At 66.1% G+C, this 15,103-nt stretch carries 14 protein-coding genes; 4 read left to right on the top strand and 10 right to left on the bottom strand.

The features are described from left to right. Positions 1-238: 238 nt before the first annotated feature. Complete coding sequence (locus ACLV74_RS13725) at positions 239-844, top strand: hypothetical protein (protein WP_411879951.1); 606 nt, start codon at positions 239-241, stop codon at positions 842-844. Positions 845-863: 19 nt separating this feature from the next. On the opposite strand, the gene ACLV74_RS13730 is transcribed toward ACLV74_RS13725, so the two are convergent. From ACLV74_RS13730 to ACLV74_RS13740, 3 genes are all read right to left on the bottom strand, one after another. Further along, positions 864-1,952: an ABC transporter substrate-binding protein gene (locus ACLV74_RS13730; RefSeq protein WP_411879952.1), complete on the bottom strand. Its 1,089-nt coding sequence runs from the start codon at positions 1,950-1,952 to the stop codon at positions 864-866. A 15-nt stretch (positions 1,953-1,967) separates the two neighbouring features. Further along, a complete protein-coding gene (locus ACLV74_RS13735) occupies positions 1,968-2,942 on the bottom strand; it encodes a Bug family tripartite tricarboxylate transporter substrate binding protein (RefSeq protein ID WP_411879953.1) in 975 nt (324 codons plus the stop codon). 105 nt (positions 2,943-3,047) lie between these two features. Then, complete coding sequence (locus ACLV74_RS13740) at positions 3,048-3,665, bottom strand: DJ-1/PfpI family protein (RefSeq protein ID WP_411880037.1); 618 nt, start codon at positions 3,663-3,665, stop codon at positions 3,048-3,050. Positions 3,666-3,756: 91 nt separating this feature from the next. Here ACLV74_RS13740 and ACLV74_RS13745 point away from each other — a divergent pair, with 91 nt between their 5' ends. Then, positions 3,757-5,091 (top strand): PLP-dependent aminotransferase family protein, encoded by a 1,335-nt coding sequence (locus tag ACLV74_RS13745; protein WP_411879954.1) that lies wholly within the window; start codon positions 3,757-3,759, stop codon positions 5,089-5,091. Positions 5,092-5,173: 82 nt separating this feature from the next. Further along, positions 5,174-5,611: a PaaI family thioesterase gene (locus ACLV74_RS13750; protein WP_411879955.1), complete on the top strand. Its 438-nt coding sequence runs from the start codon at positions 5,174-5,176 to the stop codon at positions 5,609-5,611. A gap of 258 nt (positions 5,612-5,869) precedes the next feature. Here ACLV74_RS13750 and ACLV74_RS13755 read toward each other — a convergent pair whose 3' ends face one another. The 7 genes from ACLV74_RS13755 to ACLV74_RS13785 all read right to left on the bottom strand — a co-directional run bounded on the left by ACLV74_RS13755 (position 5,870) and on the right by ACLV74_RS13785 (position 13,120). Next, on the bottom strand, positions 5,870-6,421 hold the full coding sequence (locus tag ACLV74_RS13755) for a chlorite dismutase family protein (RefSeq protein WP_411879956.1): 552 nt from the start codon (positions 6,419-6,421) through the stop codon (positions 5,870-5,872). A 122-nt stretch (positions 6,422-6,543) separates the two neighbouring features. Next, a complete protein-coding gene (locus ACLV74_RS13760) occupies positions 6,544-7,179 on the bottom strand; it encodes a LysE family translocator (protein WP_411879957.1) in 636 nt (211 codons plus the stop codon). A 373-nt stretch (positions 7,180-7,552) separates the two neighbouring features. Continuing rightward, positions 7,553-7,873 (bottom strand): antibiotic biosynthesis monooxygenase family protein, encoded by a 321-nt coding sequence (locus tag ACLV74_RS13765; RefSeq protein WP_411879958.1) that lies wholly within the window; start codon positions 7,871-7,873, stop codon positions 7,553-7,555. An 11-nt stretch (positions 7,874-7,884) separates the two neighbouring features. Further along, positions 7,885-9,453, bottom strand: a complete 1,569-nt coding sequence (locus ACLV74_RS13770; protein ID WP_411879959.1) for a DHA2 family efflux MFS transporter permease subunit — start codon at positions 9,451-9,453, stop codon at positions 7,885-7,887. Positions 9,454-9,543: 90 nt separating this feature from the next. After that, positions 9,544-10,950 (bottom strand): HlyD family efflux transporter periplasmic adaptor subunit, encoded by a 1,407-nt coding sequence (locus tag ACLV74_RS13775; protein ID WP_411879960.1) that lies wholly within the window; start codon positions 10,948-10,950, stop codon positions 9,544-9,546. 60 nt (positions 10,951-11,010) lie between these two features. Further along, the gene (locus ACLV74_RS13780; RefSeq protein WP_411880038.1) at positions 11,011-12,477 is read right to left on the bottom strand and encodes an efflux transporter outer membrane subunit; all 1,467 of its coding nucleotides are present in this window, start codon (positions 12,475-12,477) and stop codon (positions 11,011-11,013) included. 100 nt (positions 12,478-12,577) lie between these two features. Continuing rightward, positions 12,578-13,120: a MarR family winged helix-turn-helix transcriptional regulator gene (locus tag ACLV74_RS13785; protein WP_411879961.1), complete on the bottom strand. Its 543-nt coding sequence runs from the start codon at positions 13,118-13,120 to the stop codon at positions 12,578-12,580. A gap of 89 nt (positions 13,121-13,209) precedes the next feature. Between ACLV74_RS13785 and ACLV74_RS13790 the strand changes: the two genes are divergently transcribed. Then, positions 13,210-14,994 (top strand): ABC transporter transmembrane domain-containing protein, encoded by a 1,785-nt coding sequence (locus ACLV74_RS13790; RefSeq protein ID WP_411879962.1) that lies wholly within the window; start codon positions 13,210-13,212, stop codon positions 14,992-14,994. Positions 14,995-15,103: the final 109 nt, after the last annotated feature.

The raw sequence follows: 15,103 nt of genomic DNA on the forward strand, positions 1-15,103 counted from the left end.
TTTTGACCCCGTCTGGACCGAGCACCACAGGTTGCCCCGGAGCGAAGCGCAGGGGACGCAGCAACCAGGGTCGCCTTTTCTTTGGTGACTTTCTTTTGGCGAAGCAAAAGAAAGTTACTGGCCGCCGGGCCACTCCCGGCCAGCAAGCCCATGCAAAGGGCAAGAGAGAGCAAGACCCGGCAAAGGAATGACTACACTGATACCTCACCCCAACCCCTAATCCCCAACAACACCCTCAATGGAATTATTCACCCTGGTGACCTGCGTCGCCATAGCCGTCTACATCCTCAAACTGTCGGAGGAACGCCGGCGCATTGCCCTGCTGGGCAGCCACCTCGGCCAGTTCCAGATTGAAAAGCTGATGGAGACCCTGACCGACGGCTATCTGCGCGCCCTTGGCGAGAAGGAGCCTGAACGCCGTGACCAGGTCTGGAACCAGCTGGCCGGCAGCGAACTGAAGCTGTGCGAGCAGTTCACCCGCTTTGTCGCGGGCTTTTCCAAGGTCGATGAAGTGGACGCGCGCGTGAGCAAGCTGCCGATTGCCATTCCCTTCGCCACCAAGTTTTTCCCCGGCATCACCTTCGACATGCGCAAGGCCCTGGCCATCCACGCGCAAGGCATTCTGCGCGCGGCGGAAAACGCCGCCCAGCGCACGCCCAAGGACAAGGCCTTCACCCTATCGGCCGAGCTGTTCCTGATGCAGCACAGTTGCCACTGGTTCTGCAAGTCAAAGGCCGTGGCCTCGGCGCGCATGCTGGTACGGCACAAGACCTCACATGAGCAGTTGATCGCCTCGGTGTCGCCCGAGACACGCGCGGCTTACACCGCCCTGGTGAGCCGCTGAGCAACTGCCGATCAGACGCTCAGGCGGCCCTGGCCTGCTCGGGCTCCAACTGCCGCAGCAGCTTGTGCGCTTCGGCCAGCGGGCCGGGGTCACTCCAGTCGGCCACGGAAAAGTCTTTCTGGATAAAGCCGTGGCGCAACAGGAAGTCCTTGCGGCTTTCCAGCGCGCTGACCAGATCGGGCCGCAGGCTGGGCTCCAGGTTCTCGTACAGCGACTCGTCAAACGCCTCGGGCACCCACTCTTCCGCCACCGACACCTCGCGGGCCACGATCGCCGCAGTCTCTTGCCGGTGCGCCCTGGCCCAGCGCGCCGCGCGCAGCACCTGCGCCAGGTAACGGGCCACGATGGCGGGTTGCTTGCGCAGCAGCTCGCCGCTGACCGTCAGCACATTGGGTGTGCCGTTGTTGATGGCAACCTTCTGGTCGGCATGGTGGTTGATGTCCAGCACCACGTGCGCGCCCAGGTAGCTCTGCAGCGCCGGCCCGGCCGCGCCGTAGTGGTAGATCGCATCGACTTCGCCGCGTATCAGCGCAAAGGTTTCGGCCCGCGCCGACCTGGCGAACTGGTGCGCGTCAAACAGCGGCCCCGAGCCGGACTGCGACACCTCGCCGATGTAAGGCTCTTCAACGGGCAGGTCGACCAGCGTGACGTCGCGCTCGGTGAGCCCCTCAAGCGCCAGCGCCTGCAGATAACCCTGCAAGGCCGAGGCGCGCCAGAAATCGATCTTTTCATTGACGCGCCGCGGCAGCGCCAGGCGTTTGCCTTTGAGGTCGCCCAGCGCCTTGATGCCCGAGCCAGGCAGCGCGAGGATGGACTGGTACTGCGGCAGCCAGGTCAACCCGAGCACCACCACGTCCTGCCCCTGCGAGCGCGACCAGATGGGCGGCGCGTTGCCGCCCTGGCGGAAGGAGTTGGCCTGGCGGTGGTCGAAATGCGATTCGCGCACGCTGCGGTCGGCAGAGGCGCGCAGCGACGACACCGCGATGCCGTCTTTGGCGAATTCCTCATGGATCCAGCCGTGGTGAATCGCGATGCCCGAGGCGGTCGGCACCGGGCAGCGTGTGTACCAGAGCTGGTCCAGCGGTTTGGAGAAAGGTGTGATGGTCATGACGGACTTCTTTCTTCAATCAACACGGATGTCATTGGCGCGAATCACTTTTTCCCAGCCGCCTATCGAATCGACGATCAGCTTGCTGAAAGCTTCTGGCGTGCCGCCCACCGGGTCGAAGGCCTGCGCCAGCAGCTTGGCCCTGACCTCGGGGTCCTTGAGCACGGCATTGATCTCGCGGTTCAGGCGGTCAATGACCGGTTGCGGCGTGCCGGCCGGCGCGACAAATCCTTGCCAGGAGTCGAACTGGAAGTTGGGCAGGCCCTGCTCGGCAAAGGTCGGCACGTCGGGCAGCGCGGCGGAACGGGTGGCGGTGGACACGCCCAGCGCGCGCAGCTTGCCGTCCTTGATGAAAGGCAGCGCCGGCGCGATGGTGACAATGATGCCGTCGGCATGCTTGCCCAGCACGTCGGTGAGTGCCGGCTGCGCGCTGCGGTAAACCACCGGCTTGACCCTGATGTTGGCCTGGCTTTGCAACAGCAACACGCCGAGCTGGCCGGTGGTGCCGATGGCGGGCGAGGCCAGCGCGTATTTCTCCGGCTCGGCTTTCGCGAGCTTGAGGAACTCCTGCACGCTGCGGGCCGGCACACCGGCATGCACGGCGAACACCTGCGGCGAAGAGATCGCATGCACGATGGGCGCGAAGCTGGTGCGCGCGTCGAACGGCAGGTTGGTGAACAAGGTCTGGTTGATCGACAGGCCGTCGGCCGCGACAAAAATCGTGTAGCCGTCAGGCGCGGAGCGCGCCACATAGTTGGCCGCGATATTGCCCGCCCCGCCCGGTTTGTTGTCGATGCTGACGGGCTGGCCCAGGCGCTGGCTCAAGGCCTGGCCGACGATGCGTGCCAGGATGTCCGGGCTGCCGCCCGGTGCGGCCGACACGACAATTTGCACAGGCTTGGAGGGATAGGCATCGGCCGCTGCCGAAACGGCCGGCGCGCCGGCGCCTGTCAGGGCGGCCAGCGCAAGGGCGAGGTGATAAAGCTTCATGGGACGCTTCCTGTGGAGGGAAGCGAACTATAAAAAGCCTCGCGGCAAACGGGAAGGAAGAAGTCTGGATGTGCTTATCTGTTTTTCGACTACCGGCGAACCGGCTCATGCCATGGCCAGCGGCGCCTGCATGAAAGGCGTGACGTTGCGCATCGCGCGATCAACGTAGTCGTCCTTTTCGCCGACGGGCGCGACGTAGTGCATCGCGCTGCGTGCCTCGTCGACACCCACCAGGCGCGCGATGAGCCAGATGGCGAGGTACTGCGACGCCAGGCAGCCGCCCGCGGTGGCGACATTGCCTCTGGCCACAAAGGGCTGGTTCAGCACGGCGATGCCGGCTTCCTCGACCCAGGGTTTGGTCGTGAGGTCGGTGCATGCGGGGACGCCGTCCAGCATCCCGAGCTTTGCCAATATGAGCGTGCCGGAGCATTGAGCGCCCAGCAACTGCCGCGAGGAGTCGAACTGCAGCTGCGCCATCAAGGCCGCATCGGCCACCACCTCGCGCGTGCGCATGCCGCTGCCGACGATGACCGCATCGGCGGCGGCCGCATCGGCAAGCGATGCCTGCGCTTCAAGCACCACACCGTTCATGGAACGGATACGCGCGGCATTGCTCGCAATCGATACCCGCCAGCCCGGTTTCTTCACGCGATTCAGGATGCCGAGTGCGATCAGCGAGTCGAGTTCGTTAAAGCCTTCAAAGGTCAGGATGGCGATGTGCATGGCGTCGGGTTTCGTATCAGGTGGTTGGGAGTTTCCCATCGTAAACACCCTGCCCAATACAATCAAATTATTGTCATGCATACAATGCGGCATGGCCCAAGCCCGCTACAAACAACTCGTCGACACCCTCGCCTTTGACATCCGCGAGGGACGCTTGCCGCCGGGCACACGCCTGCCCACGCACCGAAAGCTCGCGGCGCGCGAAGGCCTGGCCCTGGTGACCGCAAGCCGCGTCTATGCGGAGCTGCAGGCGATGGGGCTGGTCAGCGGCGAAACCGGGCGCGGCACCTTTGTCAGGGAAAGCACCCTGCCCCGCCACCTGGGCATAGACCAGCATGCCGCGGCGTCGGGCATGGTGGACCTGAATTTCAACTACCCCTCGCTGCCGGGCCAGGCCGAGTTGCTGCGCGACGGCTTGCGCCAGCTTGCCGCATCCGGCGACCTGGAAGCCCTGTTGCGCTACCAGCCGCACGGCGGGCGCCAGCATGAGCGGGCAATCATGGCCCGCCATCTCGCGGCCCGCGGTTTGACAGTGAATGCGGAGCAGGTGCTGATCGTGAACGGCGCGCAGCAGGGATTGGCCACCACCGTCATGGCGCTGCTGCAGCCCGGTGACGTGGTGGCGGTCGATGCGTTGAGCTACCCGGGCTTCAAGGTGCTGGCCGAAGCGCACCGCCTGGAGCTGGCGCCGATTCCGGCCGCCGGAAACGGCCCCGACCTGGACGCGCTTGAGCGCCTGTGCAAGCGCCGGCGTGTGCGCGCCATCTATGTAATGCCGACACTGCACAACCCGCTCGGCTGGGTGATGCCCCTGAGCCGCCGACGGCAATTGGTAGCCATTGCGCGCCGGCATGGTTTGCTCATCATCGAGGATGCGGCCTACGCGTTTCTGGCCGAGGATGCGCCCGCCCCGCTGGCCGCGCTGGCGCCTGAGATAACGGTCTACGTCTCGGGGCTGTCCAAGAGTGTGGCGACCGGGCTGCGCGTGGGCTTTGTCGCCGCGCCAGCCGAATGGGTGGCCCAACTCGAACGGGCCATCCGGGCCACCACCTGGAACACGCCCGGCGTGATGACGGCGCTCGCCTGCGGCTGGCTGGCCGACGGCACGGTCACCCGCCTCGAAAAAGAGAAGCGCCGCGACGCCAAAGCCCGGCAGGCGATTGCCGGCGAGGTGTTCGCCCGCATGCCTTGCGTTCGCCACCCGGCGTCGTACTTCGTCTGGCTTCCCTTGCCGGAGGAACTGCGCGCCGACCAGTTGGCCACGGCGCTGATGCGCGAACAGATCGCGGTGTCGACGGCCGAGCCTTTCGCGACCTCCGCCCAGGTGCCGCACGCCCTGCGCCTGGCGCTGGGGTCTGTCGACCTGGACACGCTGCGCGATGCGCTGCAGAAGGTCAGGCGCGCGATCGATGCGCAGGCTTATTGAGGTTTGAACGCCGGCGCAGGGTCCTGCCGACTTGTCACGCACGCTACAGCTTTCCGCGCCTGCCCGTCCTATATTGCAATCCATGACGGACCCCACTTTCCTTCACACCCTGCAGGCCGTGAACCAGACGGCGTCTTTCAACCGCTGGGCCGGCTTTGAAGTCGTGCAGGCCGCGGCCGGCGAAGCCGAAATACGCATGGCCTGGCGTGAAGAGGATATGGGCCAGTACGCCGGCTACCTGCACGCGGGACTCACAGGCGCGATGCTGGACACGGCCTGTGGCTATGCGGCCGCCACCGTGGCCGGCCGCGTGCTGGCTTCGCACTTTTCGGTGAACTGTCTGGCCCCCGCCGTGGGCCGCAGCTTTGTGGCGCGCGGCCGCGTGGTGAAGGCCGGGCGCAAGCAGGTGTTTGCGAGTGCGGAGCTGTTTGCCGAGCAGGAAAGCGGTGAGCTGATGCTGGTGGCAACCGCCAATGCGATTCTGGTGCCGGTGGAGGCGCCCGCCCGTCCTCGTGCCTAGGCCGCCTGGCGCCTGCGGTCAATGCTCCGGGAACTGCATCGATACGTCGCGCCGCCTGAACTGTCAGACATCACGGTAGTCAGGACTCCAGCGAGCCGGTTCCTGGGCGTTCGCCACCGCCATGACATCAGCCGCGGAAAGTCGGGAAGCCAATGAATACACCCGCTCCTTGAAACTGCAACAAGCCGTCCTTGAAGCGTCGGATTTTTGTGAACTGCCAAAGCGGCCTGCGCAAGGCCGGTTCGCTTGGCCGAAGGCTTAGGCCTCCGCGTGGGTGAGGCGTATATCGACTTCACGGTCAACGTATTTCCATTCTGGTGAGGCTCGAAGCGCCTCCACAAGCTCTTCGAATGCCGACGAGTCTGAAGGCGCGTATTCGAACCAGGTCAAAAAGTCGAAAGGCTCGTCCGGGCCAAGGTCCCGGCAGTGGTGCAACCGCCTCGCAACGGCAGGGAGGTACTTCAACCCCATTGCGATGTGATGCGATTGCGCTTCGAAAACTTCGCGGCGCTCGTCCTGGGTGAGTGCCCACCAGGCAGCATTCTTGCGAATCGGGATAAGCGCCGCACGCGTTGAAGCGCCCCGGCCCAGCCCTTCCTGCCTGCTGACCAGTGCGTCCTTCTCCTCGCGCACGACGTAGCGCTCGTTGCTCGTAATCCCGCGAAGAAACCAGGCAGCGCCATGCGGCAGTTGAAGCACGGGGCCGGGAACGATGGACAGCCGCGAGGGAATGACCATCGACTCCCCGACGACACCGTGCATCTGATCAATGAGCCATGGGCCTGCGCTGCCGCCGATGAAGCTGAACATTCGAGCGACGGGTGGGGTAGATGCTGACATAGGCGGAAGAGAGTTTTAAGGTTTGGCATGAGAGGCCTGACCCGGCTTGCCGGCGCAGGTGCTCTCGATGCAAGGGTTGGCCCGCACTCGTTTTACCGCTCGCTGGTCGCGACACGAACGCCCATGCCCACGAGTGCCAGGCCGGCGATTCCGTCGATTGAGCGCCTCACCCGCGGACTGCGCAGAAGTGTGCCCGCCGATGCGATGGCCGACGCGTAAAGAGCGAGCCACACAAAGGTGAGCAATGAGAAAACCAGGCCCAGCAGGATGAGGTGCGAAAGCATGCCTTGGCCTTGCGAAGCGAACTGCGGCAAAACACCAGCGAAGAAGACTGCCATCTTTGGGTTTGCCAGGTCGTTGACGACCCCTTGGATGAAGGCTTTGCCGGGAGACAGGGCATGGGCGGGATGACCGCGCTGCCCGGCGCTTGAAGCGGACGCGCCTGTGAAAGCCGACCGCAGGGACTGCACCCCCAGGAAGATCAGGTACGCGGCGCCGATGAGGCGAAGCGCGTGAAAGATGGGCTCGGATGCCAGGAGGATGGCGACGAGGCCGAGACTGGTGGCTACGGCCCAGACGAGCTGGCCCACGGAAACACCAAGCGCGGTTGTCAGGCCGGCGGGCCTCCCACCGGCCATGGTGTTTCGGATTGTCAGCGCGGTGTCCGGTCCTGGTGTCGCGATCACGACTGCCGAGATTGCAAGGAAAGCGAGAAACGATGTGTCCATGTGAGCTCCTTTGCGGGCTGACGCGATACGCCGGCGCCGGTGATGCATTGAGTTTTGGATGTGAGACGCATGCAGCCAGTTTGCCCGAGCCACCAGTCTTGCCGCAAGCCTGTGGCCGGGTTATTGGCCCTTATGCAGCCCCCGCGAGACACTTTGCCCTCCTTTGCCCCCGCGCATAACCAGCCGGCCTGGCCCCCCCGCTTCGCCGAGTGTCTCGCAGCCGAGGCTTTCAGGGGCCTGTAGGGGTGAGAGCGGGAGTGGGTATCCGGCGACGCCGAGCATGATGACTATGGTCGGCTTGGTAGACGCGGACACTGACGGGTTCATCGACGTATGTCATCTGAATGACAGGCCGGTCCGCTTGAGGCCGGTGTCAGGCGCCGCTGCCCGGAGGAAGAAATGACTGCAAGACTTCGTACATGCCCGGCTCGAAGGTCGCGATCTCCAGCGCCTGCTTCAGATAGGGCAGCGGCGCCGGGTCTTTGCGCATGGCCTGGTAGTCCTCTTCACTGCGCCATTGCGCATACATGGTGACCTTGGTGCCGTCCAGGCTGCGGTGCAGCTTTGCCGAGATGAACCCGGGTGCATTGCGCACCGACCCTTCGGTTGCGCGGGTGAGCAAATCGATCAACTGCTGCTGCCGTTCAGGCGCGACGGTGAACACGTTGATCAGGGTGACGGTGTTGTCGCTCATGGCCAGCTCGGTCAATGCGCCCCGGCAGCCGCATCCGCACTGCCCGCCCCGGCATGCGTGGGCTTTGTCAGGAAGACCAGCGGGATCAGCAGCAGGAAGATCAGCGCCGACACATAGAACACATCATTGGCCGCGAGCATGTAGGCCTGCTGGTCGGCCAGGCGGTTGATGGTGCCCAGGGCCTGGTCGGGTGTGAGGCCCGCGGCGGCCAGGCCTGTGAGGGCGCTGTTGGTGGCGACGCTGCCCTGGTTCACGTACTCGCTGATCTGCGCGTGGTGCATGGCGGCGCGGTCCTGCCAGATGGTGGTGGCGATCGAGGTGCCGAAGGAGCCGGCCGTGATGCGCACAAAATTTGACAGGCCCGACGCCGCCGGAATCTTCTCGGGCGAGATGCCCGACAGCGTGATGGTGACCAGCGGGATGAAGAAGAAGGCCATGGCCACACCCTGGATGATGGTGGGGATCATGATGGTCTTGAAGTCGGCCTGGGTGTTGAAGTTCGAACGCATCCACAGCACCAGCGCGAACACGGCGAAGGCGAAGGCGGCGAAGCGGCGCGGATCGACCTTGGCGATGTTCTTGCCGACGACGGGCGACAGCAGCAGCGCGAACAGCCCCACCGGCGCCAGCACCATGCCGGCCTGGGTGGCGGTGTAACCCATGTACTGCTGCAGCCACAGCGGCAGCAGCACCACGTTGCCGAAGAAGAGGCCGTAGCCCACCGACAGCGCCAGCGCGCCGGCCCAGAAGTTGCGCCGCTTGAACAGCGTCAAATCCACCACCGGATGCTCTTCGGTCAGCTCCCAGATCACGAAGGCGATCAGGCCGACCAGCGCGACGATACCCAGCGCGATGACCTCGCCGGAATGGAACCAGTCGAGTTCCTGGCCCTTGTCGAGCATGATCTGCAGCGAGCCGATCCAGACCACCAGCAGCGCCAGCCCCACGGAATCGATGGGCAGCTTTTTGGTGGGGCTTTCACGCTTTCGGAAGATGCTCCAGGTGATGAAGGCCGCGCCGAAGCCGACGGGAATATTGATGTAGAAAATCCAGGGCCAGGAGATGTTGTCGGTGATCCAGCCACCCAGCAGCGGCCCCATCACGGGCGCGACCAGCGTCGTCATGGACCACAGCGCCATGGCCAGCCCCGCGAGCGCCTTCGGGTAGCTCGACAGCAGGAGCGCCTGCGACAGCGGAATCATGGGCCCGGCGACCAGGCCCTGCAGCACGCGCAAAAAGATCAGCGTGGTCATGTTGGGCGCCAGGCCGCACAGCCACGAGGTGAGCACGAACAGCATGATGCTGGCCGTGAACAGGCGCACCTGGCCGAAGCGCTGCGACAGCCAGCCGGTGAGCGGCACGGCGATCGCGTTGGCCACGCCGAAGCTGGTGATGACCCAGGTGCCCTGGTTGGGGCTGACGCCGAGGTCGCCGGCGATGGCCGGCAGCGAGACGTTGGCGATGGACGTGTCGAGCACGTTCATGAAGGTCGCGGCCGACAGGGCCAGCGTGCCCCAGAGGCGCGCCGAGCCCGTCAGGGGCGGCGGCGGGATGTAAGCAGTAGCAGGTGCGGAAGCCATGAAAGCCTTGCGAATAGGGGGCGGGTGGAAACCGCGGCGGGAACCGATGTGAAAAAAGGCCGCTACGGTGACGCGTGCTGGGTATGCGGCTTAAGGCGCCGTGCGCTTGCCGGCCAGCGACAGCGTGTGGCTGAACGCGAGGGTCTGCGCATCGGCGCCGGCCTTGGCGGGGGACACGGCGCTGCCCGGCGGGATGGCCGCCTTGGCCGCATTGTTCGAGGTCGCGGCCTTGGCCGACTTCACGACAGCCTTGCCGCTGTTGGCGGCAATGACGCGCTGCACGTCCTTGTCGGCGGCATCGTCCTGCGCGCCGTAGGTCTGCGTGTGCGCCAGGGCGGCATCGCGCGGCGCGTCGGCCAGGGTCTTGCCGTCCTTCTTGCTCACGTCGACTTCGGCGTCCATGGACAGGCCCACGCGCAGCGGGTTCTCGGCCAGTTGCTTGGCGTCCAGCGCGATGCGCACGGGCACGCGCTGCACCACCTTGATCCAGTTGCCGGTGGCGTTCTGCGCGGGCAGCAGCGAGAAGGCCGCGCCGGTGCCGACGCCCAGGCCGGCGACCGTGCCCTTGTATTCAATCTTCTTGCCGTAGAGGTCGGCCACCAGCGTGACGGGCTGGCCTATGCGGATGTTGCGCAGCTGCACTTCCTTGAAGTTGGCATCGACCCAGACCTGTTTGAGCGGGATGATGGACATCATGGGCGTGCCGGCGGCCACACGCTGGCCGAGCTGCACCGTGCGTTTGGCAACGTAGCCGTCGACCGGCGCAAGGAGGGCCGCGCGCTGCGTGGCCAGGTAGGCTTCGCGTACCTTGGCGGCGGCCACCTGCACGCTGGGGTGTTGCTCGACGCTGGTGCCTTCGGTCAGGGCCTGGTTGCTGGAGAGTTGCTCGCGCGCGGCGACCACACCGGCCTGCGCCGCGGCCAGCGCGCTCTTGGCGGTGTCCAGCTGCGTGCGGGCATGGTTGAGTTCTTCGCCGGACACGGCACCGTTGCCGGTGAGCGACTGGCGGCGGTTCAGGTCGTCGCTGGCGCGGGCGATGTCGCTTTGCGCCTTGACGACGTCGGCGTCACGCAGGGCGATCTGCGCCGACAGCGTGCCGTTGTTGGCGTAGAGCGTGCGCACCTGGCGCACGGCCTGGGCCAGCGCGGCTTCGGCCTGGTCGAGCGCGACCTTGGCGTCGGCCGGGTCCAGTTGCACCAGCGCCTGGCCGGCTTTCACGAAGTCGGTGTCGTCGGCCATGATGGCCATGACGGTGCCGCCGATTTGCGGCGTGATCTGGATCACATTGCCCTGCACGTAGGCGTTATCGGTGGATTCATAGTGGCTGGCCACCAGGTATTCGTAAGCGGCCCAGCCCAGGCCGGCGACGACGACGACGGCGGCCAGCGCGGTCAGCGCCTTTTTGCGTTTCGGATTTCCCGCGGGCGCCTGTGCCGGTGCGGCGGCGGGCGTGGACGTTGGGGAAGCTGCGGAATTGGAAGATTCAGGAGTGCTCATGATGTTTGGGTCTGCTGGTTATCTGTTGATGTCTGTATGTATTGATCGTCTGTGGCTTGTTCAGAAGGCGGCAACGCTGGCCTGGCGGCCCGCAGGCACGGCCTGGCCGGGGGTATAGCCGCCGCCCAGTGCGCGGATCAGCGCCACTTGCGTGTCCAGCGCACGGGCCGACAAATCCACCGCGAGCCGGCGCTGGGCCAGCACGCTGGTCTCCGCTGTCAGCACATTGAGGTAGTTGCCCAGGCCGGCCTTGTAACGCTGCACGGCGATGTCGTAAGCGCTTTCGGCGGCGTCCTGCGCGGCGCGCTGCTCGGTCTGCTGGCGCACGATGGCTTGCGAGGAGGCGACCTGGTCGGCCACGTCGCGCACCGCGTCGATCACGGCGGCGTTATAGCTTTCGACGGCGGCGTCGAGGTCGGCGGTTTTGCCGCGCAGGTTGGCGCGCAGCCGGCCCGCGTCAAAGATCGGCAGGCGCAGCGCCGGGCCCACGCCCCATTGGCGGCTGCCCGAGTCGAGCAGGCTGCCCAGGCCTATGCTGGAAAAACCGGCGAAGGCGACGAGGTTGATGTTGGGATAGAACTGGGTCTTGGCATTGGCCACGTCCTTGGACGAGGCCTCGACACGCCAGCGCGCGGCGGCGATGTCGGCGCGGCGGCCCAGCAGGTCGGCCGGCAGGGTGGCGGCCACGGCGGCGTTCTTGATGCTTGCCTGCGCCGGCGGCGTCAGGGCGGCGGCGCCGTCGGGCTGACCAATCAGCGCGCCCAGCGCATTGCGCGTGAGGGCCATCTGCTCGAGCAGGGTTTCCAGTTGCAGGCGCGCTTCGGGCAGGCCGCCTTCGCTCTGGCGCAGTTCGAGGCGGGTGTCCAGGCCGGCGTTGACACGGTCCCGCACCAGCTTGAGGGTTTCCTCGCGCTGCGCGAGTGTGCGGCGCGCCACGTTGGCCTGTTCATTGAGGCGCACCAGCTGAAAGTAAGTGCGGGCGACGTTGCTGGCCAGCAGCACGCGGGCGGCCTGGGCGTCGGCTTCGGCGGCGTTGGCGCTGCCCAGTGCGGCGTCGAGCGCCGCGCGGTTCTTGCCGAAGAAATCCAGTTCCCAGCTGGCGGCCAGCTGGGCCGTGCCGCTTTCGCGGATGGAGCCGGCCAGCGGCGGCGGCACCGCGCCATTGGCGGTGTAGCGCTGGCGGGTCAGGTCGACCTGGCCGGTCAGTTGCGGCAAGGTGGCGGCGTCGGCCACTTCAGTGACCGCCTGCGCGCGCGCCAGCCGTGCCTGCGCCAGCTTGAGGGAGGGGCTGGTTTGCAGGGCCTGCGCAACCAGGGTGTTGAGCTGTTCGTCGCCGAAATCTCGCCACCATTCGGCGGCTACCGGCGCCTGCGCCGTGACGGGCGCGGCGGCGTCGGCCTTCAGGCCCAGCGAGGTCTCGTCGCGCAGGCTGGACTGCGGTGCGATGCCCGACATGTCGGCGCAACCGGTCAGGCCGGTCGCCATGATGCCCACGGCCACCACGCTGGCGGCGGCCACCAGGGCCATGCGGAAGGATGCGCTCCAGACGGGCATGGTGCGGTCGGCGTTGTCCGGCGTCATGCCGGGGGCTGCGGATGCCCGGGGGAGGTCACAGGTGGAACAGGTGTTATTTGTCATGGTGTTCATTCGCTGCTTGAAGAATGTGCGAGGTTTCGAGAATGCGGCGCAGATAGCTTTTGAGGGTTTGCCATTCCTCGACGGAAAAACCGGCCAGGTGGGCGTTCTGCACGCGGCTGAGCACGGCGGGAATTTCCTTGGCGGCTTCGCGGCCCTCGGGGGTCAGCTCGATATTCACTACGCGCCTGTCGTCGCTGGAGCGGATGCGCCGGCAAAAGCCCTTGGCTTCAAGCCGGTCCAGCAAACGGGTCATGGAGCCGGCGTCGAGGTCACAGACACGGGCCAGCTCGGCCACGGTGGAGGCCTTGCCCAGGTAAAGCTTGAGCATGGGCACCCACTGCGCGTTCGTCAGGCCCTTGGGTTCGAGCTCGCGGGCAACCTGCTGGGCGACGCTGTTGAGGATCTGGCGCATCAGGTAGCCCGTGCTTTGCCCGGCGTCGTAGTCAGCCGCGCAATAGAACTCCGCCGGCAACCCGCAAAGAGAGGTTTCCGGCGTTTTTGCCGATTTCGGGCTGATGGATTTGGAATTCATGGGAACGAATAATACATGCCTAGACAAATAATGTCAAGGCTGTGTTTGTTTGGACAGTTTATTGACCTGTTTTTGACTAAACTCCCCGGATGGCTACTCTTCCCTCCTCCCTCGGCCCCAAAGGCTCCCCGCGCTCGCTGTCCGGCCTGCTGCCCTTTCTTCGGCCTTACCGCGGCCACATCCTGCTGGCCGCCGTGTTCCTGGTGCTGGCCGCGGTGGCCACGCTGGTGTTCCCGCTGGCCTTGCGCGGCCTGATCGACGGCGGCTTCAGCGCGCCCGACAAGGGCGAACAGCTGATGGCCTTGCGCACGCATTTCTTCGAGCTGTTCGGCGTGGCGGCGGCGCTGGGGCTGTTTTCAGCAGGCCGCTTCTACATGGTGAGCTGGCTGGGCGAGCGGGTGACGGCGGACCTGCGCAACGCGGTCTATTCCCACGTGGTGCGGCAAAGCCCCGAGTTTTTCGAGACCACGCAGACCGGCGAGGTGCTGTCGCGCCTGACGGGCGACACGACGCTGGTGCAGACGGTGGTGGGTTCGTCGCTCAGCATGGGCCTGCGCAATGCCGTGATGGGCATAGGCGCGCTGGGCATGCTGGTCTACACCAACCCCTACCTGATGGTGCAGGTGCTGGGCGTGCTGGTGCTGATCGTCGCGCCTTCGGTGTGGTTCGGCCGGCGCGTGCGCAAGCTCTCGCGTGCCAGCCAGGACCGCGTGGCCGACTCCAGCGCGATCGCCGCCGAGGTGCTCAATGCGATTCCCGTGGTGCAAAGCTACACCGCCGAGGCGCGCGAATCGGCGCGCTTCGACCAGTCGACCACCAATGCCTTCAACACCGCCGTGCGCCGCACCAAGGCGCGCTCGGTGCTGGTGGCCTTCATCATCATCGCCACCTCCGCGGCGCTGCTGTGGGGCCTGTACCAGGGCACGCAGGCGGTGATGCGCGGCGACATCACGGCGGGTCACCTGGGCCAGACCGTGGTCTACGTGATCATCCTGGCGAGCGCGGCCGCCGTGCTGGGCGAGGTGTACGGTGACCTGCTGCGCGCGGCGGGGGCGACCGAGCGGTTGATGGAACTGCTGGCCTCGCGCTCACCTGTGACCTCGCCGCCCAATCCGGTGCCCGCCCGCGTCACCAAAGCTGGCAGCGCCCTGCGGTTTGACGCCGTGACATTTCACTACCCCTCGCGGCCGGCGCAGCCCGCCCTGCGCGACTTCAGCCTGAGCGTGGCGCCCGGCGAGACCGTGGCCATCGTCGGGCCCAGCGGCGCGGGCAAGAGCACGGTGTTCCAGCTGCTGCTGCGTTTTTACGACCCGGCTTCGGGCCGCATCGAACTCGACGGCGTGGCGACGCGCGACATGTCGCTGCAAGACCTGCGCAACCGCATCGGCATCGTGCCGCAGGACGCGGTGATCTTCTCCACCAGCGCGCTCGAAAACATCCGCTACGGCAAGCCCGAAGCCAGCGACGAAGAAACCCGCGCCGCCGCGCAGGCCGCCTTCGCGCATGAATTCATCACGGCGCTGCCGGAGGGCTACGACACTTTCCTGGGCGAACGCGGCGTGCGGCTGTCGGGCGGGCAGCGCCAGCGCATCGCGATCGCGCGGGCGATGCTGAAGAACGCGCCGCTGCTCCTGCTGGACGAGGCCACCAGCGCGCTGGATGCCGAAAGCGAGCGCATGGTGCAGGCGGCGCTGGAGTCGGCCATGAAGGACCGTACCACGCTGGTGATCGCGCACCGGCTGGCCACCGTGCAGCAGGCTGACCGCATCCTGGTGCTGGAGCACGGCAAGCTGGTCGAACAGGGCACCCACGCCGAACTGGTCGCACAGGCGGGTATTTACGCGCGCCTGGCGGCCCTGCAGTTCAAGGCCTGAGCGGCAAGGCCCGCCTCGCAGGCGCCGCGCGCAACGCGGTCGGTCCGGCGAAACACCGATTGGTAGCACAAAACAGGCCGCAGCGTACGGCCGATATGCGCGAGTTCGG

The organism is Polaromonas sp. YR568 (assembly GCF_943369415.1).
In the GTDB taxonomy this organism is placed as follows: domain Bacteria; phylum Pseudomonadota; class Gammaproteobacteria; order Burkholderiales; family Burkholderiaceae_C; genus Polaromonas.